19 protein-coding genes are annotated in these 21442 nt (G+C 46.4%); 13 read left to right on the top strand and 6 right to left on the bottom strand.

Features of this window, described 5'->3' with window-relative positions:
* Positions 1-220 precede the first annotated feature (220 nt).
* From FBF24_04710 to FBF24_04695, 4 genes are read left to right on the top strand one after another with little or no spacing between them, the layout of a single operon-like run.
* Positions 221-358, top strand: coding sequence for a 50S ribosomal protein L34 (locus FBF24_04710; GenBank protein ID QCT41157.1), 138 nt, complete (start codon positions 221-223; stop codon positions 356-358).
* Between the two features lie 51 nt (positions 359-409).
* A complete protein-coding gene (rnpA, locus tag FBF24_04705; GenBank protein QCT41156.1) occupies positions 410-757 on the top strand; it encodes a ribonuclease P protein component in 348 nt (115 codons plus the stop codon).
* A 24-nt stretch (positions 758-781) separates the two neighbouring features.
* Positions 782-1735, top strand: coding sequence for a YidC/Oxa1 family membrane protein insertase (locus tag FBF24_04700; protein ID QCT41155.1), 954 nt, complete (start codon positions 782-784; stop codon positions 1733-1735).
* Positions 1736-1744: 9 nt separating this feature from the next.
* Complete coding sequence (locus FBF24_04695) at positions 1745-2206, top strand: KH domain-containing protein (protein QCT41154.1); 462 nt, start codon at positions 1745-1747, stop codon at positions 2204-2206.
* Here the strand turns inward: FBF24_04695 and FBF24_04690 are convergent.
* The 3 genes from FBF24_04690 to FBF24_04680 form a co-directional block, all read right to left on the bottom strand.
* Positions 2203-2571: a GtrA family protein gene (locus FBF24_04690; protein QCT41180.1), complete on the bottom strand. Its 369-nt coding sequence runs from the start codon at positions 2569-2571 to the stop codon at positions 2203-2205. The two genes, FBF24_04695 and FBF24_04690, sit on opposite strands and share 4 nt — an antisense overlap.
* An 81-nt stretch (positions 2572-2652) precedes the next feature.
* Positions 2653-3810 carry a glycosyltransferase family 4 protein gene (locus FBF24_04685; GenBank protein ID QCT41153.1) on the bottom strand — a complete coding sequence of 386 codons (1158 nt, stop codon included), beginning with the start codon at positions 3808-3810 and terminating at the stop codon, positions 2653-2655.
* 7 nt (positions 3811-3817) lie between these two features.
* Positions 3818-5017, bottom strand: coding sequence for a glycosyltransferase family 4 protein (locus FBF24_04680; protein QCT41152.1), 1200 nt, complete (start codon positions 5015-5017; stop codon positions 3818-3820).
* Here FBF24_04680 and FBF24_04675 point away from each other — a divergent pair.
* Both FBF24_04675 and FBF24_04670 read left to right on the top strand, forming a co-directional pair.
* A complete protein-coding gene (locus tag FBF24_04675) occupies positions 4919-5818 on the top strand; it encodes an ABC transporter permease (GenBank protein ID QCT41151.1) in 900 nt (299 codons plus the stop codon). The two genes, FBF24_04680 and FBF24_04675, sit on opposite strands and share 99 nt — an antisense overlap.
* On the top strand, positions 5819-7000 hold the full coding sequence (locus FBF24_04670) for an ATP-binding cassette domain-containing protein (protein QCT41150.1): 1182 nt from the start codon (positions 5819-5821) through the stop codon (positions 6998-7000).
* Between the two features lie 48 nt (positions 7001-7048).
* On the opposite strand, the gene FBF24_04665 is transcribed toward FBF24_04670, so the two are convergent.
* Positions 7049-8053, bottom strand: a complete 1005-nt coding sequence (locus FBF24_04665) for a glycosyltransferase family 2 protein (protein ID QCT41149.1) — start codon at positions 8051-8053, stop codon at positions 7049-7051.
* Between the two features lie 97 nt (positions 8054-8150).
* On the opposite strand from FBF24_04665, the gene FBF24_04660 reads away from it, so the two are divergent.
* Both FBF24_04660 and FBF24_04655 read left to right on the top strand, forming a co-directional pair.
* The gene (locus FBF24_04660; GenBank protein QCT41148.1) at positions 8151-8744 is read left to right on the top strand and encodes a hypothetical protein; all 594 of its coding nucleotides are present in this window, start codon (positions 8151-8153) and stop codon (positions 8742-8744) included.
* Positions 8741-11404, top strand: a complete 2664-nt coding sequence (locus tag FBF24_04655; protein ID QCT41147.1) for a hypothetical protein — start codon at positions 8741-8743, stop codon at positions 11402-11404. The genes FBF24_04660 and FBF24_04655 overlap by 4 nt, the downstream gene beginning before the upstream one ends.
* 9 nt (positions 11405-11413) lie before the next feature.
* On the opposite strand, the gene FBF24_04650 is transcribed toward FBF24_04655, so the two are convergent.
* The gene (locus FBF24_04650; protein ID QCT41146.1) at positions 11414-13552 is read right to left on the bottom strand and encodes a glycosyltransferase; all 2139 of its coding nucleotides are present in this window, start codon (positions 13550-13552) and stop codon (positions 11414-11416) included.
* 67 nt (positions 13553-13619) lie between these two features.
* On the opposite strand from FBF24_04650, the gene FBF24_04645 reads away from it, so the two are divergent.
* The 5 genes from FBF24_04645 (at position 13620) to FBF24_04625 (ending at position 19228) form a co-directional block, all read left to right on the top strand.
* The gene (locus FBF24_04645; GenBank protein ID QCT41145.1) at positions 13620-14972 is read left to right on the top strand and encodes a hypothetical protein; all 1353 of its coding nucleotides are present in this window, start codon (positions 13620-13622) and stop codon (positions 14970-14972) included.
* Positions 14965-16080, top strand: a complete 1116-nt coding sequence (locus tag FBF24_04640; protein QCT41144.1) for an FAD-binding oxidoreductase — start codon at positions 14965-14967, stop codon at positions 16078-16080. Before FBF24_04645 ends, FBF24_04640 begins: the two co-directional genes overlap by 8 nt.
* Positions 16067-17071 (top strand): glycosyltransferase, encoded by a 1005-nt coding sequence (locus FBF24_04635; protein QCT41143.1) that lies wholly within the window; start codon positions 16067-16069, stop codon positions 17069-17071. Before FBF24_04640 ends, FBF24_04635 begins: the two co-directional genes overlap by 14 nt.
* On the top strand, positions 17068-17901 hold the full coding sequence (locus FBF24_04630) for a glycosyltransferase family 2 protein (protein QCT41142.1): 834 nt from the start codon (positions 17068-17070) through the stop codon (positions 17899-17901). Before FBF24_04635 ends, FBF24_04630 begins: the two co-directional genes overlap by 4 nt.
* An 82-nt stretch (positions 17902-17983) precedes the next feature.
* Complete coding sequence (locus FBF24_04625; protein ID QCT41141.1) at positions 17984-19228, top strand: hypothetical protein; 1245 nt, start codon at positions 17984-17986, stop codon at positions 19226-19228.
* On the opposite strand, the gene FBF24_04620 is transcribed toward FBF24_04625, so the two are convergent.
* Complete coding sequence (locus tag FBF24_04620; protein QCT41140.1) at positions 19229-21346, bottom strand: hypothetical protein; 2118 nt, start codon at positions 21344-21346, stop codon at positions 19229-19231.
* Between the last annotated feature and the right edge of the window lie 96 nt (positions 21347-21442).

The raw sequence follows: 21442 nt of genomic DNA, 5'->3' as shown, positions 1-21442 counted from the left end.
AATACCTTCCCCCTCGGAACTAGCTTAATGACTTTACTATAGCAAAAAATCAGACTTTTCCACAAGCACAGGCGCCATCATAAAATCCAGGGCCTCTCGAGGTGACTTTTCCACAGCGATGAGCCACCCCTGATAAATATGTGGAAAAAGCAGCGGAAACGGTGGAAAGTTTATCCATGGCTTGCAAAAAATGTCAAAAAAGGCTACACTAAATGACGATATGCCAAAGCGAACATTTCAACCACACAAGCGACATCGCGCAAAGACGCACGGTTTTCGAGCTCGTGTTTCGACCAAGGCTGGTCGCGCTGTTCTGAAGCGCCGTCGCCTCAAGGGTCGCGCCAAAATCGCTATCTAACTGTGAACTCCCGCCTCGCCTAACAGGGCGGGATTTTGCTATACTGGACCTATGTTACGTCACGTCAACCGATTTCATGGTCATGGTAGCCTGCGCTACGTCTATATGCGCGGGCAGGCAATTCGCTCGTCGCAGCTCACCATGAAATATATTGCCAATCCACGCCGCCGTCATGGCCGCTTTTCGGTAGTGATTAGCAAAAAGGTGCTCAAGTCTGCCGTTAAGCGCAATCGTGTTCGCCGCCGAATTTACGAAATTGTCCGACTAGAATTGCCACATATTCGGGGCGGGTTTGATGTTGTCATTATGGTGTTTTCGCCGGAGGTGCTACTGATGCCGCATGACGATTTAAGAACGGCAGTAAAACAACTCTTTTCGCAAGCCGGGCTGTATAAATAGCGCCACCTCTGGTATAATGAGGACATGAATATGTTTGATGTGGTTATTGTGCAGCCAATTTTTAACTTGCTGATGGCGATTTACGCGCTGATCCCGGGCGGCGATTTTGGAGTTAGCGTTGTACTATTTACAATAATTGTGCGGTTACTCTTGTGGCCACTAGTTAAGAAGCAACTCCACCAGGCTAAAGCGATGCGCAAGATACAGCCCGAGCTTGCCAAGCTGAACAAAAAATATAAGAGCAATCCACAGATGCGGGCGATGGCGATGATGGATGTGTATAAAAAGCATAACATCAAGCCGATGAGCTCTATCCTAGTACTCCTTATCCAGCTGCCAGTACTGATCGCGATTTACCGCGTGGTGCAGATATTCGTATTGCAGCGCTCAGAGCTCGCCAAGTACACCTACGACGTAATGGAGCAGTGGGGACCGGTCAAGCACTTGATCGCTAATCCGGATCACTTTAACCAGAATTTCTTGGGGCTGATGGACTTGACGAAGCAGGCGTTATCATCAAATGGCGTATCAATCGGGCTGCTCATCCTCGCCCTGGTGGCAGCTGTTTTGCAGTATTTATTATCAAAGCAGATGTCGCCAAGTTCGGATAGCAAGAAGCGACTGCGCGATGTGCTGATGGAAGCGGGCGAGGGTAAGAACGCCGATCAAACCGAAGTTAACGCCATCGTCACGCGCAAAATGATGAAGGTTATGCCGGTGTTTATGTTCCTTATTATGATCAGTCTGCCGGGGGCGCTGGCGCTCTACATGGCAACCTCAAATATCGCTGCTTATATCCAAAACGCCATTATTCTCAAGCAAGACGGGACAGAAATGCAGCAAATTGCCGGCGAAAAGCGAGCGTCGAAATCTACGAGTAAGTCAGCGACAACGTCAGTGAAAAAATCAAAAGCCGCTTCGCAACGAGCAGCCACAGCGACTGAGGCGAACATTACGCGGATAAAGGCGAAGGATTAAGGGGGTTATATGGATCAAATCGCGACCATTGAATTTGTCAAGAAATACCTAGAGGATTTTTTGGCGTTCTTTGATCTCAATCTGGATGTTGATGTTAGCGTTGAAGACGATGTTATCAAGGCCGTTGTGCCATCGAGTGAGCGCAATAGCTTGCTGATTGGGCGGAATGCTGAGACGTTACGGAGTCTACAGACGGTGGTGTCAGCGATTTTGCGCAACCGTCAGGCGGCGCTGGTGCGAGTGAATGTTGATATCGCTGATTATAAGAAGCAGCATGCCGAAAAGATTGCTGACAAGGCGCGCGGCTGGATCGAAGAAGTGCGGCGGACGGGCGAGACGAAAATTATTGAACTAAATTCGGCCGATCGCTGGGTGGTGCATCACGTGGCGAGCGACTATAGCGATATTGAGACCCACTCTGAGGGCGAGGGCCGTGCACGGCACTTAGTAATCTCGCAGAAGAGCTCTTAATCTTTGAAGACAACGTTGGTATAGAGCAGGTAGTTCCAGATGAGGCTGGCGACGGTGGCGATGAGCTTACTGGCGAATAGTGCTACCGGCTGACTGAGGTTAAAGCCAATGAAAATTGGCGCGAGTAGCGCAATAATGATAGTCTGAATTACCCAGAGACCAAACAGAGTGACGAGGGTAAAGAGGAGTAGCTGACGGCGAATATTGCCGGTGCGTGAGCGAAAGGTGAATGATCGATTGGCGACGAAGCTGAAACTAAAGGCGATGGTTGTCGAGATAATATTGGCTAATTCTTTCGGCGTGCTGATAAACCAGGTCAACATAAACAACACACTAAAATCAATGGCGGTGTTGATGGTGCCGATGAGGACGAAGCGGAGCTTAGTGGCGTGGTTGGTGATGTAGTGTTTGAAGCGAGCCATAATGATAAGTATAACCCATAAACCCTAGTTGGTGCGATGTTTTTTAGCGGCAATGGCCTCCTTGAAAGCAGCGATGAGGCGATCGGTATTATTCTGCCAGGAAATAGTATTGAGATGAGCCTGAACCTCAGTTTTCATATCAAGGCGTGCTTTTTGCGGGTCAGCGATGATAGAGAGCATTTTTTTCATGAAGTCATCGGGATTTTTAGGCTGAGCGTAAAGAACCGCATTTCCACCAGCCTCGCGGAGCACAGGAATATCGGAGGCAACAACCGGTGTACCGCTAGTCAGCGCCTCAACAATCGGCATGCCGAATCCTTCGTAAATGGAGCTCATGCAAAAAAGGTCTGCTTGCTGATAAAATGCAGGTACGTCTTCTTGGGGGATGTAGCCCGGACGGATAATATGTTCACCTGCAGCCTGGGCTTCAGCGATGGTACGTTCAGTAGTTTCGGTCTTCCAGCCCTTACCGCCAGCCAACACTAACGAATATTGTTTGCGGATTTTTTCTGGCAGGGCCCGAAAAGCAGCAATCATTGTCGGTAAATCCTTGCGCGGTTCGAGATTGCCGATTGAAAAGATATACCGCTTGGTTGGTAAGTTGTATTTGGTGGCGACGTCGATTGCACCCGGTTGAGAATAAATTGGGTCAGCTGGTATTGGCGTGACGATAATTTTTGAAGCAGGTACGCCGTATTCGGCGATAATTTCTGATTTGACTGACTCCGAGACGGTAATGATGAGGTCGGCTACTCGGGTTGCATGGGCGACACGGCGGCGTAAATGGGCTAAATTGCGCCGTTCAATCGTCTCAGGAAAATAAAGATAGCCAAGGTCGTGAATAACGACGGCAGTGATAGTTACTTTACTGGTTGTCCAGCGGTCGAAATTCGGAAAAATCGCGACATCAACAGGTGAAGAGAAAAGGTCATACGGCAATGGCAGGCCGTAGCTTTGGAGTTTAGCAAATAGGCGCTGCGGCATGAGCGTGTGTTTTTCATGCTTAACTGAGCCGTCTAACATAGGATCTTGATGTTTGCTCAGAAAATTGAAATAAAACACTGAAACCTCAGTTCCTGGCGGTGAATAAAGGGCTAAACTATTGGTTAACATACGGGTGTAATGACCAACCCCGGATATATTAGGGGCGGTGAGGGCAGCGGTTTCAACACGAATCTTCATAGGTATATTATAAACCGTTTTCGTATAAAGGAATAAATTGTGTTTCAACGATGGTATGAAAAATAAACGAGGCGAGATATTGACGGCGGGCAGCGGTGGCTAGATGTGCGCGAAGCTTGGGGTCAGAATATAGCTGCTCCATGGCGTGATGCAGTGCTGTCGAATCTTTAGCGGGGACGAGGAGGCCGGTCTTATTATGATGAATAATCTCCGGATTGCCACCAACGTCAGTGGCGATAATTGGTAATTGGAGCATGCTGGCTTCAACAAGTGAAACACTAAACCCCTCGTGGTACGTTGGATGAAGATATACGTCAGTGGTGGCAACTTCAGGGAGGGGGTCTGTTTGGTGGCCACGAAAGGTGACCGGTAATCCCGTGGCCTGTTTTTCAAACCGTGAGCGATCTGGTCCGTCACCGATCAGAATGAGGCGCGTGTCGTGATGTGTAGCGTGAAGTCGTTTGAATGCAGCGATCGCTTCACTAACTCCCTTATCAACAACTAGGCGACCGGCGATACAGAACGTGAACGGGCGGCTTTTGATGGGTGTGTGTGTTGGTTTCTGGTCGTTGACACCATTATAGATAACGGTTAATTTACGATGAATTGGTGAGGTTAACGGCAGATTATCAGAAACGAGACGGCATTCACTCTGGCTAACGAGGGTAATTGCGTCGGCAAAGCGTGCCGCCCAAGCAACCAGCTTACCAGTCGGGTTTTTATACCATACGCCGAGCTGCTTCCAGACATGTTTGAGGTCGGCGTGATCAGTCCAGATAACATGGGCACCGATAAGCTTACCAGCAACTGACCCAGCAATAAAATCATCCTTACTCTGCAGGTGAACAACGTCAGCTTTGTAGCGATGAAATTGGATAATATAATACAAAGTGAGTAGCAGCTGCCAGAGTATATATAGTGGTGTTAATACAACTCGCCGGCCGCTCCAGTTTTGTCGAGACCACCACCAAGAGCGGTGATAAGTCAACCGTTCGTGCTTAGCGTAGTCACAGAGTGTCATGTGGTGACTAAAAATAACCGGCAAATGGCCCAGCTCTCGTAGCTCCTGAGCTAAGAACACTGGAAATCGCTCGCCACCACCAAAATCATGAGGTGCGGCATTTCGTACGATAACAACTCGCAACCGATTCATTTTACAAGTATATATCTTTTTGGTGTAATTTGGTATAATCGGGGGGTGAAACATCTCTTTGGTAATGAAAAAAATCGGGCAATTTTGCGCGCAATGGTTAGTACGGACTTTAAGGTTCGTTATCAAAACTCTGCCCTCGGGTATGTATGGTCGCTTCTGAAGCCACTCTTCATATTTGGTATCTTGTATGTACTTTTTACCTATGCATTCCCGCAAGGTAGCAGGGGGATTGAATATTTTGGTGTCTGGTTATTGATTGGCGTTGTGCTGTGGAACTTTTTCTCCGAGGCAACCATGGTAGGTACTCGTTCGGTGGTAGAAAATGGACAATTAATTCGTAAGGTGGCAATCCCGAGACACCTCCTGGTGATCGCTAGCTCTGTCTCAGCACTAATCAATCTTGGCCTCGGGATGGTTGTGGTGGTAATTTTTGCGCTACTGAGCGGTTTGATGCCAACCTTGTTATGGTTGTTGTTAATCCCAATAATTGCCCAGTTATTTTTGCTATCAATTGGCCTATCTCTGCTACTCTCGGCACTCTACGTAACGTTTCGTGATATCGCGTATATCTGGGAGATTTTGTTGCAGGCTGGGTTCTATGCTAGTGGTATCATCTTTGCCATCATCTATATGCCTGCAGTTATCCAGAAGGTGGCGTTTTTCAACCCAGTCACACAAATTATTCAGGATGCTCGGTACGCATTAATGCCTAATAACCCAGCGTCTCAGACAATTTGGCAGACATTTCACAACCCACTACTATGGTTCATCCCGATTGCGACAACTATCGGGTTATTTGGGCTGGGGTGGTGGCATTTCCAGCGTAAGCAACGTTCATTTGCGGAGGACATTTAGATGACGAAGCCGGCTATTGTAATCAAGGATATACATAAAGAGTTTATATTGCCACAGACCAAAAACTCAAGCATTAAGCATGCCTTTGTTAATATTATCAAACGAAATAAAAAGACCGTCCAGAAAGTACTAGACGGGGTTAGTTTTACTGTTAATCAGGGCGATTTTTTCGGCGTTGTTGGTCGGAATGGCTCGGGAAAAAGTACCATACTTAAGATTCTCGCCGGTGTATATCAACCAACGAGTGGAGATGTCCAGCTAAATGGTAAGTTGACGCCATTTATTGAACTAGGCGTTGGCTTCAATCCTGAGCTGTCTGGCCGGGACAATGTTTTTTTGAATGGAGCGCTACTTGGGTTCACTCGTAAAGAGATGGAGGCGATGTATGATGAGATCGTTGCCTTTGCTGAACTTGAACCGTTTATGGATCAGAAGTTAAAAAATTATTCGTCGGGCATGCAGGTACGGTTGGCGTTTTCAGTAGCAATTAAGGCGCGTAACGATATTATGATTTTCGATGAAGTGTTGGCTGTCGGTGATGAGGCGTTTCAGCGCAAGTGTATTGATATATTTGAGCAGTACAAGGCAAGTGGCCAGACGGTTGTTCTGGTTACCCATGATATGGAAACAGTCAAGAAGTTTTGTAATCGTGCCGTACTAATCCAAGACGGCACAATTATCAAAGAGGGAGACCCAGTGCAGGTGGCTGACGAGTATAGTCGGCTGAACCAGGCAGTGATTGACGCGAGTATTGATAAGAACCGGCAGTATACTGGCGGAAATGTTGATGTTACACTCCGCGACGCGACAGGTAAAAAGCAGCGTAGCTTTAAGGTTGGCGAAACCATCTCGTTTGATATCGCTTGGCATCATGATAAGACGCGAGCAATCATGGTTGATTTGTATCGCAAGGACAGTGATTTGGTATCGAATTTTATTACTAATCGTGAGGGTTTTGCTGAGCTACCGAAAGACAAAAAACTGACACTTGATATCGAGGCAAACTTGGGCCCGGGGTCGTATTATGTTGATGTTAATCTTCTCAATCACGATGGGTCAGTAAAGTATGACGTTGCTTATCGTGCCGAGGAATTTACTATCACGAAAGACTTTTCAGTGGTTGGGCAGTCGTTTGGGGGATTAACATTGATTCCGCGGCAGTGGCGCCACGATCACAGATAGAAAAGGATAGCCCGTCCAATAGTTTGGTGATCTTCTGTCTTCGTACTACTAAGCTGCTGTTTTTGTTTTTCGACGTGATGGTCTAAGCTTAATCTTAATGATATCAAGTCCCCACTTAACAACGATCTTGGCGGCAGTACGCCCGGTTGATGCCACGTTCCAAAGCTGACGGAGCCCCTTGCCAACCTGTCCCTTTTGAAGCATACGATAACCAATGCGCATTAGTACAAAAGTGTAGGCGTGCTTGTGGCTAATTCCAAAATCATGGTTAATTGGATTTTTGATATAATAGGCGAAAGCACGTTTGATGTCGGCACGACTAGTGACCGTCGGCTGAACGATATCCCAGTTGCGAAACGAAAACTTTTTAGCGAGACGATTTTGCTCATCGCGGCGTTTAGCCGAGATACTGCCGTCACTAATGCGATAGCGAAAAACGGGGTAAGGTACGTTAGCAAGTTCACCATGTTCGGCAAATTTACTAAACAGGTCATAATCCTCGGCTGGACAGGTGTCAGGGTAAAGACCAGCATCAAGTGCTGCCTGGCGGCGATAAATGACCGATGAATGGCAGAATTGATTAAAAATGCAAAGACCGAGTCTAATATCTTCGTCACGAGCAACGTTAAAAATAAAACCAGTCGGTACGCTATTTTGGTTCATGATTTCTGCGCCACCGCCAACCAGAACCAGGTTTTTGTTTTTCTCTAGCATAGTGACTTGAGTCTTGAGCTTGTGCGGTAGCCACTCATCGTCGCCATCAATACGGGCAATGTAGGTGCCACGCGCTTCAGTAATGCCGCGGTTGAGTGAAGCCACGAGGCCGCTATTTTTTTGATTAATGAGGCGAATGCGGCTATCTTCTTTTTGAAGGCGCTGAACGATTTTTTTTGTATTATCGGTTGAGCCATCATTAATAATAAGGTACTCGAAATCAGTAAAATCTTGTGACAGCACGGAGCGAATTGAGGACTCAATGTATGTTTCGTCATTATAGGTGGCGGTAATAATTGACACCAATGGTGTTTTAGCTTGGGACTTCTGTGCACTCATACAGGATATTATAACATCTTTATCTATAAAAACATTGAAAACTCAGCGATTAATTGTTATGCTTAAATCTGTAGTATAAAACAAGGGAAATAACACTATGCGAGTTAAACAAACATCGCCAAAGAAGACCAAGATTGTAATAATTAGTTTAGTAAGTGCGATTGTCGTGATTGCTATTGCGGCGGCTGTTTATGCGATAACGCGGCCACAACAAACAGAGCGGGCCAAGGATGATGCTAATTCGTCCCGAGCAAAGGAAAATAACAGCAACAAAGATGGCAATAAGAAAGTTGACGACAGTAAGACGAAGCCAGAAGAGCGCGATGGTCGAAGCCCCGATAAGCCAGCCGGTCCTAGCGAGCAACGCGGCTCAAGACGAGCAGTGACGCCAATCGTAAGTGGTTACGGTCTGAGTGGTGATCGCCAGCGTCTACAGATTGATGGCGGCGTTAACGCTATTGTCGAAAATGGTGGCAGCTGTACCTTCACAGTCTACTGGTCTGGTGGTCAAGTTTCGCGCCAAACTGGCGCATACGCTGGTCCGAGCTCGACGAATTGTCGGATGGCCGAGATTCCACTGTCAGAATTACCATCGGGCACTGACATGTCAATTAAAGTTACTTACTCATCGAGTGCATATGTTGGAGAATCTACAAATGGGCCGTCGTTCCGCAAGGAGGGGTTACGATGATTCAGTTACAGAATATGAAACCGTCCTGGCTAAAGCGTGTCGGGTATACACTGATCGTCGTTGGTGTTGTTGGTCTAGGGGTTGTCTTCTGGCCAAAAACAGGAGCATTGTCACCATGGAGTCCCGGGCGAATTATTGATGACAATGTTTTTTATGACACCAATACATTTTCAAGTGTTCAAGATATCCAAAACTTTATCAACAGTCATACGCCAGCCTGCGATACGTGGGGAACTGGGCCGTCCGAGTATGGCGGAGGTACGCGAGCGCAATATGCAGCCAAACGCGGTTGGCATGGGCCACCGTATGCCTGCCTGCGTGATTATCATGAAAATCCAAGCACGAAAGAAACCTCGTTTGAAAAAGGAGGCGGCTGGTTTGCTGGTGGCCTGTCGGTGGCCAATATTATCTGGAATGTATCAAAAGAGTTTGGCATTAATCCACAAGTAATGCTGGTGACGCTAAAGAAAGAACAGGGGTCGCTGTTCACCGATGTTTGGCCGCTCAAGAGCCAGTACAAGTACGCCATGGGCTTTGCTTGTCCAGATAGCGGCCCGGGTAATACAGCAAACTGTTCAAATGAATATGCTGGCATGTATAATCAGCTACGGATGGCGGCGCGCCAATTCCGGTTGTATACTAATCGGCCGGGTGAATATCGCTACAAGGCTGGTCGGTCAAATTATATCCAGTATAACACAAACGCAGCCTGTGGCGGCTCATGGGTATATATCGAGAATCAAGCAACAGCCAACTTGTACAACTATACCCCATATCAGCCAAATCAAGGTGCACTCAACGCCTATCCAGGAACGGCCCACTGTGGCGCGTATGGCAATCGTAATTTTTGGCGCTTCTTTAATGAATGGTTTGGTTCGCCGCTGAAATCTGTGCGAATTGAATCGCCGCTGTCGGTGAGGACGGAGGGGACCGGGTCAAAACTATTTACGGACATGACAATAACCGCATCGTTTACTATCCGTAACGCCACAAATCAGCGCCGTGATCTAGGCACTATGGCAATAGCTGCCCGTGATAGCAAGTGGAACAACTATGACTTTGGTAGCCAACGGGTTATTCTTGAGCCATGGCAGACATATACCTACCGAGTGACAACTAAGTTAACGAAAGAGGAGAATTATAAATTCTGGATCACAAATTACCGTGAGGGCAACGGTTGGAGTAATAATTATCCAGAATCAGCTCCGGGCCATAGTCGTGAAGTATCGGCGTTCGTGCAGACAGCACCGACCGTCACCTCTCCGGTGACTGTTCAGAATCAACGAACCCACGTTGGGCAATCAACGCGGATCCGCTTTACTGTCAAAAACAACAGTCCGAAGCCAATCGACCTCGGTTATTTTGGCGCGGCAATTACCAGTCCGAGCGGACGAAATGCTGATGCTCGTTTTGATACGGTTAATAACCTTGCGCCGGGTGCGACTCATACCTATGACCAAGAGTTTATTCCGCGAGAAAGCGGTGTATATAAGGCACGCATTAGCGGCACTCTTGACAAGGGGGTAACCTGGACCGAGGCGCAGTATCCAGTGCCAACACCAGCTAGTGTTGGTAATCGGGCGCAGTTCACCATCCTCCCCAACCCCACACTCACCCAGGGCATCACTTTCTCTAATTCCACTCCACGCGCCGGTGAGCCAGTGACTGCCACCTTTAAGATCAAGAACTTTGCTAGTCAACCCATCACCACGACCAACCACATCTGTTTTGTCATGCGCAACCAATATGGAGCAAACTACGACCTCGGCTGTCTCCAGCCGGCCACCATCCAACCTGGGCAAGAACAAGAATTCAAGACCACTCGTTCCTTCCCAGTTGGTGTCTACCGCGCCTACTTCTCCACCTTTGACGGCCGTACGTGGCACGAATATGCCGCTCCACCGCTTGAGACTGGTAATGAGGTGGTGAAGGGTGAGATGAGGGTGCTGCAAGATGTCGTCATGTCACAGGGACTATCAATAACGCCAGCGCCAGCGCGTGCTGGTGACAAGCTGACCGGCTCATTCACTCTGCGTAATCTTAGTTCGGCGGTGTCGCAGACTGATCAGCGCTTGTGCTACATTATTCGGGGTCCACGTGGCGAGAACCATGACCTCGGCTGTCAATCGACAAAGGGAATTGCTCCAAATGGTAGTGTGCAGTTTTCGCTCAGTCGTCTTTTTGACAAGCCGGGTACGTATAGAGCCTTCTTTGCGCTATACGACGGCAGTCGCTGGCACGAAGGGGTGGCGCTACCGGGGTTGACTGGTAAGGAAGTAACCAGCTTATCATTCACCATCCTCCCCAACCCCACACTCACCCAGGGCATCACTTTCTCTAATTCCACTCCACGCGCCGGTGAGCCAGTGACTGCCACCTTTAAGATCAAGAACTTTGCTAGTCAACCCATCACCACGACCAACCACATCTGTTTTGTCATGCGCAACCAATATGGAGCAAACTACGACCTCGGCTGTCTCCAGCCGGCCACCATCCAACCTGGGCAAGAACAAGAATTCAAGACCACTCGTTCCTTCCCAGTTGGTGTCTACCGCGCCTACTTCTCCACCTTTGACGGCCGTACGTGGCACGAATATGCCGCTCCACCGCTTGAGACTGGTAATGAGGTGGTGAAGGGTGAGATGAGGGTACGCGAGTAGGACGGACAATTATCGCTTAAGCATACGCCTAACTTCTGTCAAAAACCTTTTTTGTGAAAAGTCACGTAGCGCCTGCTTTCGTAGAGATTGGGCGTTGGCAAACGCTGTCTTGGGATTGTCCAGAACAACAGTTAACGCATCAGCGTAGGCTTTTGGATTGGTGATATCATCAACAATCTGTCCATATGTACCAACAAAGTCTGCTACTCCACCAACTCGCGCTGCCACGAGCGGCAATCCGCACAGGGCTATCTCGATTGGTGTATTTGGCATGCCATCAAAGAGCGATGTATAGAGAAAGGCGTCATAGTTGTCAACAGGCAGTGACGGTACACCATTAAAGCCACCGCGGTAATGAACCCGCGGATGTGACGGTAGTTTATGAGTGGGAAACTCGCTCGATGCGTCACCGTACATATCAATGTGGACATCACCCGGTAACAAATCAGCAATGGCTGCGACTAATTGAGGTAATTTCTCTGGTGATAGGCGGGATGCCCAAAGGACTCGCCTTTGACCAGCCAGCTTTGCTATCGGTGTGTACGTGCTGCTATCAAGTGGCTGATGGTGAACGGTAATTGCATCCGCGTCATAAGCATATTCATTAACCCACATCGACTTGACGGCTTCATTGTCGGTGGTTATCTCAGAGAGCAGGTGATAGACCTGCGGTAGGTGACTGTGCGAAAAACCAAACACTCGTCCAGTTTCATCGGTGCTTTGGCTATAGGACGTAGCAATAACTTTTTTACCAGTGGCCTTGATATATACTGCGTGATCTCGCACAAAATCATAGGCTAGCTCTGAGTTGAGAATATGGAGTATGGGCGCATGAATATTCTCGATTAATTGTTCTAGCAGTCTATATTTTTGTTCTATTGGGAAGAATCGGGTAATTGTTCCGAATGGCACGAAGTCTACATCGGTATGAAGTCGTGGTCGCCACTCTGAATAATTAGCATCAACCTCATTTGTGGCAATGACCAAAACTTTCTTGCCGAGTGACGCAGCGGTGTTGGCATAGTTAAGAGCAAACAGATCAGCGCCGCCACGCTTAAGCCACGGTACAAACAACGCATAATCATACGTATCATTTCGTAAATCACGACATATTTGCCAGTAGGCTAAACCAACGCGATAATGATCGTCAGTAATTGTGTGGTATACTGTCGGTAATGGATGTGGTGGAAAAATTAGTTTCTCAATATGATGTAATGCTCGCCATTCAGCATCAAGCCACGCTGGCAGCACCTCGGTCGCCGGCGTCGACTTCTTTTTTTTGAGCACATTGCGTCCGCGTCGGATAATTGCCAGCGGCCGCTTGACTAACCCTAGTGGAACGCGAGAACGAATTAGCAGCTCTTTGATGGTATTTTTCGTTTGGCGCCGCTGCTCTGAGGCAGGCGTGGCAACCGAGTCAAGCTTGATGGTACGAAAGTGCGATGGACTAAAGAGTGGGTGGGCGTGGAGCACTGAGCGGCTAGTTTTTTGACGTGCCCATTCCGAGCCGGTGGCCTTACGGCGAACAAAGATAGCGGTTTCCGGAATGAGGACATTTTTGACACCATGCTGGATGAACTGACAGCTCATAAACCAATCCTCGTAGCCATATCCGGGGCTATTTGGTGTATATGGGAATTGGCGAAGTAAAGTACTTGGCGCAATAATGACCGAGTTCCATCGTCCCGAAAGTACACTCAGCAGGGTGTCGCGGTCTTTGTTAGTATGGCCGACTTTTTCGACAATGGCGCTCGCCCCCTCAAACTCAATAGTATATGCGCTATGAGCAACGTACTTACCATAGGAATGGGCTGTTAAAAATTGTACACCATCGCGCAACCAGTTAGCGCTCATTAAATCATCCGCGTCAATAAATGCGATAAAACGACCATGTGCCTTGGTGATTGCACTATTGCGAGACTGTGCGAGGTCGCCATGATCCCATTGGTGTATAGCGATCGGTAGAGCGGTATAATTACTGAAGTAGCGAATTGTTTCTTCATCGCCACGGTCAATTGATATAATTATTTCGTAAGAAATATCGCTATCACGAAGAAGACTAACAGCGCGCTCAATAGAGCGCATGGTTTTATGGGCAATAAGGCCTTCGTGATGGGCAGTAACGATGATGGATAAAAGTGGTTTCATGACGCTATTATAATTTAGGTAGTCACTTTAGTCTATCGTTAAGTTATGATACTATATGGTAAGTATTATGGAGAGAAAAAAGAGCATACTGTTTTTTGGAGTTGTCTGGGGAGTTTTGTTTTTATCTTTCTTTGGTAATATTTTTGGAGTCGGTTTGTGGCGCGAATGGTTTGATGGCTTTCAGCGCGACTCATCGGCTATAGTAGAAAAGACGGCTCGTTGCAAGGAAAAATCTGGTTATAGCGGGCCGCTAATCGTTGCTAAAAATGAAGACTATAATTCAGTCATGACGACTGGGGGTTGTGATGCCAGCCTGCTCAAACCGTATGCTTCGCAATATGGTCTACAGGCGAGAATAATTACCGCACTAGCACCAAACGATAGTGCGAAATTACCGGTATATTTTAAGAAAGTTAATGTGGTTCTGTCTGCGGCCATGGCGGCCCTTATGGCACTTGTAACCCTTAGAGTCAGGAAGTTGTTTGGCCTTGTTGCCGCAGCAGTATTCGCGACACTGGTTGCATTTAGCCCGTGGATTGTCGGCTACGCCCAAAACATGTACTGGATAGAACCGCTGATGTTTGCTCCGTTTGCCTTTGCCTTTCTGAGTTACTCATACTGTAAATCATCGAAGAAAATGTGGCTATTCTACCTCGGTGAAACCATATTGCTATTCTTAAAACTTCTGGGCGGCTATGAGTATATATCAACAATTGCTATATCTGTATTTGTACCAATTATATTCTTTGAGCTCGTCAACAATAAACAAAAAATTATCAAGCTATGGAAGCACGCCGTCATGACAGGTGTCGTGGTTGTCATAGCCTTTGTCGGTGCATATGTAACCAACTTTATGGCACTCGCTGATTACTACCACTCATCGGACACCGCCCTCAAGATGATTAATGAGCGGGCATCGGAGAGGGGGCTTTCGGGGATTCGAAAGATGCGAACACATGCTGTTGGTAACTTAAAGACGCTTCTACCTGAATCATATGAATTTGCCAATCGATTTATTAACATGGAGGAGCTAGCGGAGGACAAGGGCTCAACATATCAGTATCTAGCAATAAACGCAGGTAACTATGTGCTATTGCCAGCATTAAGCTTGCCGCTATCGATCAAGGGGGTGTTTGGTGAGATTGTTCAGTCGATACTCATTTGGGTACTTGTGGGGTATTTAGTGTTATTCTATCTTAAGAGGCGACACCCGTCTTTCAAGTATTATCGTTCATTCCTATGGTCGTTACACATTTCATTAGCTGGGGCACTGAGTTGGTTAATTCTTATGCCTGGACATGCTTTGCCTCACGCCCACATTAACGGTATCGTATTCTATATGCCGCTGCTTCTGTTTGTCTATATGGTAGTTGGTTTGTATATTGGTAACATAGTTAAAAAACGGAGAAAACGTGCATAACAAAACGATAATAATTGGCGGTGGTTTTTATGGATTGAGTGTAGCGCTGTACCTGTACGACACCCTGGGCGTCAAGAATATTGATATTTTAGAGAAAGAAAAGCAGACGATGACTCGGGCGTCATATGTTAATCAGGCCAGGGTACACAATGGCTATCACTACCCGAGAAGTATTCTAACGGGATATCGTTCAGCGGTTAATTTTCCACGCTTTACGAAACAGTTTGGGGCGGCAATTCATTCAGATTTTAATAAATATTATGCTGTTGCCAAGCATCTATCCAAGGTTAATGCACATCAATTCAAGAATTTTGCGGATAAGATTGAGGCAGATATAGCGGTAGCTCCGCTAAACATTCAAAAAATGTTTAATAAAAATCTCATTGAAGAAGTCTTTAAGGTTAAAGAATATGCCTTTAATGCCCACGCCCTGAGAGACGACTTGTTGCGGCAAATTAACGATCGTCCGGGGATAACGCTTCACACGGGCTGTCGCGTTACGATGATTGATGAAACGCCAGATGGGCTGTGCGTTGTCACTGATGGTGGCAAATTCAGGGGCGACTTCGTATTAAATTGCACGTATGCCAATATTAACACGCTCCATCGTGCATCAAATATACCACTTGTTGGCTTGAAGCATGAAGTTACAGAAATGTGCTTAGTAAGTTTGCCGGAGCACCTAAAGGATTTTAGTATTACGGTGATGGATGGTCCATTTTTCTCCATTATGCCGTTTCCCTCCAGGGGATTATATACACTCTCTCATGTCAGGTATACGCCGCACGAGTCATGGGTTGACAACGAGGATACGCCGGCTGAGAAAATTGACACTCACGCCTATCTCGACAAAAGTTCTTTCCAGAGTAATTATAAACAAATGTATAACGATGTGGTGCGTTTTATCCCAGCCCTCAAGGACATGAAATACGAGGAGTCGATCGTTGAGGTAAAGACAGTGCTCGTTAAGAGTGAAGATGACGATAGCCGTCCTATTTTGTTTAAGGCCCACTTGGGCTATAACGGGTATGTTTGTATAATGGGCGGTAAGCTAGATAATATTTACGATGTATACGAGGAGTTAGACAAGCTATATGGCAAAAAATAGTTCGACTAAGACAAATAAAAAATCGAGTAAACAAGATATCTTTGTGTCGGTTATTGTCGTAACGCGCGACTTTGATGATTTTCCCGACTATTGTCGCAGGCTCTCACAGAGATTAATGGGTAGCTACACAAATTATGAGATTATAATTGTCGATAATGATTTGAGTCAAAATAGTGTGATTGCTGTCAGTGGGCTTCTCGATGAACTGCCATGTATGCGGCTTATCCGCCTCTCTCGACAATACACATATGATATCGCCATTATCGCTGGTCTTGAAGGGGCAATTGGCGACTATGCGGTAGTAACTAATCCCGCTATTGACGGTATAGAGGATGTAATGAACATTGTTGAGGCGAATAAAAAACACGATATCGTGCAGGGTGTTGCCGACATAACCACAAAGCGCCTTCTGTCAAAATCTGGTATCGGTCGCAGGTTGTTTTATTGGTATAATCGCAAATACATCAATATAGATATTCCACTACAAGCAACATATCTTATATCTCTCAATCGTCGTGCCATGCGAGCGATAACTCTATCAACTCGACATGATAGCCACATTCGGCACATGATCAGGACTATCGGCTATTCATATACCGAGTATACCTATTCACCTCTGGTTGATCCTGTAAAAAAACATGGCTTCGGGCGAGGGACACTAGAGGCGCTCGATATCATTACCAGCCACTCGACACACCCGCTCCGCTTTATGTCGTGGGTTGGGTTCTTTGCCAGTGTTGTAAATATGATGTATGCGCTTTATGTTGTGGTCATAGCTCTCACCAAAAAGAATGTTGCAGAGGGCTGGGTATCGACTTCGCTTGAGCTATCAGGAATGTTTTTCATCCTATTTTTATTTATGGTAATTCTGTCCGAATATATTGGTAAGATATTAGTGGAATCACGGCGGGATGCTCGGTATTATGTGCTTGACGAGCTAAGTAGTACAACGTCACTAGCGAACGCAGAAAGGAAGAATATTACATCATGACAAAAGCTCCGACCAACAAGCAAGATCGTATCCGCCGAGATCATCCAGGGTGGGAGTTTCCAGACTTTGAGGTAAATGAAATAAACAAGAAAAAGCATAAATATTGCGTGTGCGTTTTCGTCATTAATGAGGGAGAGCGTGTTCAAAAGCAATTGCAAAAAATGAAGCCGCTAGCAAAACAGATTGATATTGTAGTGGCTGACGGCGGTAGCACTGATGGTTCACTTGAGGCTGATTTCTTGAAATCTCAAGACGTACGCGCTTTATTGACAAAAAGGGGCAAGGGTAAATTAAGTGCACAGATGAGAATGGCGTTTGCCTGGGCTCTTTCTGAGGGTTATGAAGGAGTGGTTGTTGTTGACGGTAATGGCAAGGATAGTGTAGAGAGAATTCCTGACTTTATTAAGCTGCTTGATCAGGGATATGACCATATTCAGGGTTCACGGTTTATACCGGGCGGCAAGGCGGTAAATACGCCGCTTTCGAGAGAGATAGGTCTTCATCTTATTCATGCGCCGCTGATAAGTCTGGCGGCTGGTCAGAGGCATACCGATACTACAAACGGCTTTCGTGCTTATAGCACAAAGCTGCTCAAAGACCCAGACATTGCCGTATTCCGTGATATATTTCAAACCTATGAACTTCATTATTACCTCGCTATCGAGAGCAGCCGCCGTAAACAGTATAAGACAGCCGAAACGCCAGTGGTGCGAACCTATCCGAAGAAGGGCAAGACACCAACAAAAATCAGTCCCATTAAGGGAAACATGCACGTTCTGAAGGTGTTATTCTATGCGGTGGCCGGAAAATATCGCACGCATAAAAAATAGCCTCTCAAAATTTCACACCCAGTCTGCGCTAGTAGCAGTGAGTATGCTAGCGCTGCTTGCCATTGTTTTCTATCCTGGATATATGTCGCCCGACTCCATTAGCCACCTTGAGCAAGCCACGGGCGTAGCTCACCTCACTGATTGGCATCCGCCAGTGATGACGCGGCTGTGGGGATTTCTGATCGGGGTAACTGGCCACATTTCATCGATGTTGATTTTTCAGCTGGTACTGCTTGTCGCGGCTATGTTTATGCTGTCGATTCTCGTGTATCGGCACACTCGTAACCGCGCATGGGCTCTTTCCGTCTACATAATTATACTACTGCCTAATATAGTGAATATTGCTGGCGTGATATGGAAAGATGTTCAGATGGCATTCAGTTTAACATTGGCGGTGCTGCTCATATGGTTCATCATAACTAGTAAAAAATCACTAGGACGCATTGCTATGTGTGGTATCGTCGGACTGGCGCTGCTATTGATTCTCTATGCTGGTATCTTACGATATAACGCATTGTTTGCAGTGCTACCTATCTTGTTTGTATTGCCGAGCTTATTTACCAAGCGACCTCCTGTGTGGAGCGGTCTTGCCAGTGTAATAATTGGTTTAGTGGTAACGATTGGTGTCACCATTGTTATTAATCAGCCTAGTGAAAAAACCCATCCAATTACCGCTGTGCAGCTTGACGATATAGTTTACGTTGCTAATCTTGATGGAGAACACCACGGTAGGTGGTCTATGTATAAAAAAATTCATGGTACCTGTCGCGATAAAACAAAAGATATCATGAATTCTTACATCATATGCACGACAGCGGCCCAGCGAGAAGTGCTCAAAAATGAACACCAAGGTGTATTTAACGATTGGCTATCGACGATCATAAGACATCCAATAAGATATGCATCATATCGGTTGGCAACTTTTTCGATATTTCTCTTTCCGCAACCAGAGCGTATGTATATTTTTCAGCCTGGAATTGAGCAAAACCAGGTCGGTGCCGCGGTAAAGAATGAATATGCTACTAGTGGTCTAGCGGCATATGTTAAAGGCGGTGCCCAGGCGAATATCCCTCTGATTTTTCAGCCATGGCTATATCTTGCTGTCCTTGTCTTCATTTACTATAAGAGCGGGAGAATACGAGAACAGGTACAGCGACACTTTATCCGCGCGGTGACTTTGTCGGGTCTTATATATATCGTGGCGTACGTTCCTATGGCTGTGGCGGTTGATTATCGGTATATTTACTGGTCGGTCTTTGCAACGATATTGTCCGGACTATTCACGATAATATTAAGTCGACCAAAGAAAGAAGGCCGCCGCTCGTAGCTAGCGTTTATTAATCCCTTCACATTTATTAGCGTTATGTAGGCAAAAGTTACTTTGATAGATGTACAGGTTGTTTTGGGCGGTGACCTCGCGGTAAGATACGTCTTGTATTTCCAGAGAAGCCCCCGGTATCAAACTATAAACTTTTGGCGAAATTCGTATGGATGAATCGTTTGGTGCTAGCGCCACAGGGAAGCTCCAGCTCGTGTCGTATTGTGGTAGCGACACAGGATGTTTTTGTAGTGATGATCCAGATAACTCTAAGAGGTATCTGGGTAATTTAGCGGTCATAGGTAGAACGCTTCTAGCACTGTAGCGAACCGACACCTCAAACACGCGTATATTGTTTGCGGCACCAGCAGTAATGACATAATCTCCGTTTGTGTCTTTTTGTATGCGGTGTTTCGGATGGCTCGTCTTTTTCTGTGCCGCAGTACCCGCCCGGCGTTTCCACAAAACATGAGAATCATTTGTTGCAATGATAGTGTAGTTATCCTGAAGCTCCTTATAAAATGCCCAGTGACGAGTCCACAGCCACTCCTCATACTTAAAATATGAGGGATTTAGGGTTATGACGTAATCAGGCTTTTGGGTTATAAAATCTTGAGTGTAGTGATTTCTTCTGGCGGGGCCTAGGGCGTGTATAATATAGTCTTCACCCCCCGAAGACCCATTCTTCTGTTGGCGAGTCGAGTCATAAACACTGGTGTAGGTAGACCAGACACGTGCCCCCTTTTCAATATGTGGAGCAAAGGCCTCGAGGCGCTTCCTCCAGGCGGTGCTGACATATTCAGCATCATCAGTAGAATGCCTGGCCTTTTTTGACTCGGCAATAATGTGTCTTAGCGGCATCCAATCAATTTTTTGTAGAAATACCGCAGTGTTATATCCTAGGGCAATGATGCTACCAAGCAACAACCCGAATGCTAAGACCGAGAAGCCTTTACTTTTAGCGCTAGGAGTCGATTTTTTTGCTCGGATCAGGTTATATATCATATGAGTTACTATCGTCACAAGAATAACTCCTGCTGCTCTCTCCAGTGGTATGAGCTGCGCACTGGGTGCCCAGTAACCAGTGGCAGAAACAGCAAACACCACCAGGCCATATAGTAGCAAGATAGAGAAAACGAACGTTTCTTTTTTGGACAGTAGAGCTTTCTTTACACCAATTATATAGGCAACAACACCGCCGATAATGATGGGCAGCATGTAGAATAGCATCCTGTTGGTGAATAACTGATCAAGATTGCTTAATTGCAAAAAACTGTTCGGCGGAGCGCCAAAGTACCATCCTTGGTCGCCTGAAACCTCAACGAGTGCATAGTAAAGTGCCTCATACGCATGGCCAAGCGTCATAATTGAAAGCACGACATACGTAGCCAGTGCTACACCACATAACTCACCAATAAATGCCAGCACTCGCTTTTTTATCATCTCTTTGGAACGAATATATTGAATTGCCCTGATGAGCACATAAGCAAGAATGAATGCGAGGCCCTGTTCGGTTCCGCACGCGACGGAAATCCCCATGAGGGTATAGAGAATAGGATAATAAAAGTCGACTCTCGTCTTATGTTTACCGATATTAACATGCCAGTCTGGGTGCCATAACATAAATGCTGCTGCAATGAATGGAAAGGCTGCCCTGAGACCTAGAAGGGAATTACCCGCCCAAATCGCATCGATGCACAGCAGTGAAATAACGGTAAATATACTTGTCGTAAAGACCGCTTTCTTTACGTTTTTGAAGTAAGCCCAAAATAGCAAGAAAGACGAGATAAGGAATAGAAGCGGTGACACTAGTAACTTTGCAACCTCTACAGCAAATAAGTTGTGCCCCATGATGTAAAACAAGGGGAAATGAAGCAGGGGAACTCCTACCCCATGAAAGAATGGAAAGTCTCGTGCTAAAACTTCACCATCAAGTAATCGACGGAGGGGGTTGTATAGCTGGAACGTCCCATTGGCCGCATAGGAATCCATCGCCAGGCCATTCCCGAGAGCTGCGAACACAGCGTAGCCTACGAAAACCAACAAGTGGGCAATACTTACAAATACTGCGGTAAAAAGCAGTGCTTGTTTAAGAGTTATCTGGCCTAAAATTTTAGGTTTCTTCATAGTGCCTAAACCATTCTATAATTGATATCGCTCCATGTCCATACTGGCCATCGTTGTGTTTTATCTGGAATTTGACATAATGAGACATAGGAGGAA

This window comes from Candidatus Saccharibacteria bacterium oral taxon 488 (assembly GCA_005697215.1).
In the GTDB taxonomy this organism is placed as follows: Bacteria; Patescibacteriota; Saccharimonadia; order Saccharimonadales; family Saccharimonadaceae; genus Nanosynbacter.
The sequence above is the reverse complement of the archived record's forward strand: the minus strand, read 5'-3'. Positions and strand labels throughout refer to the sequence as shown.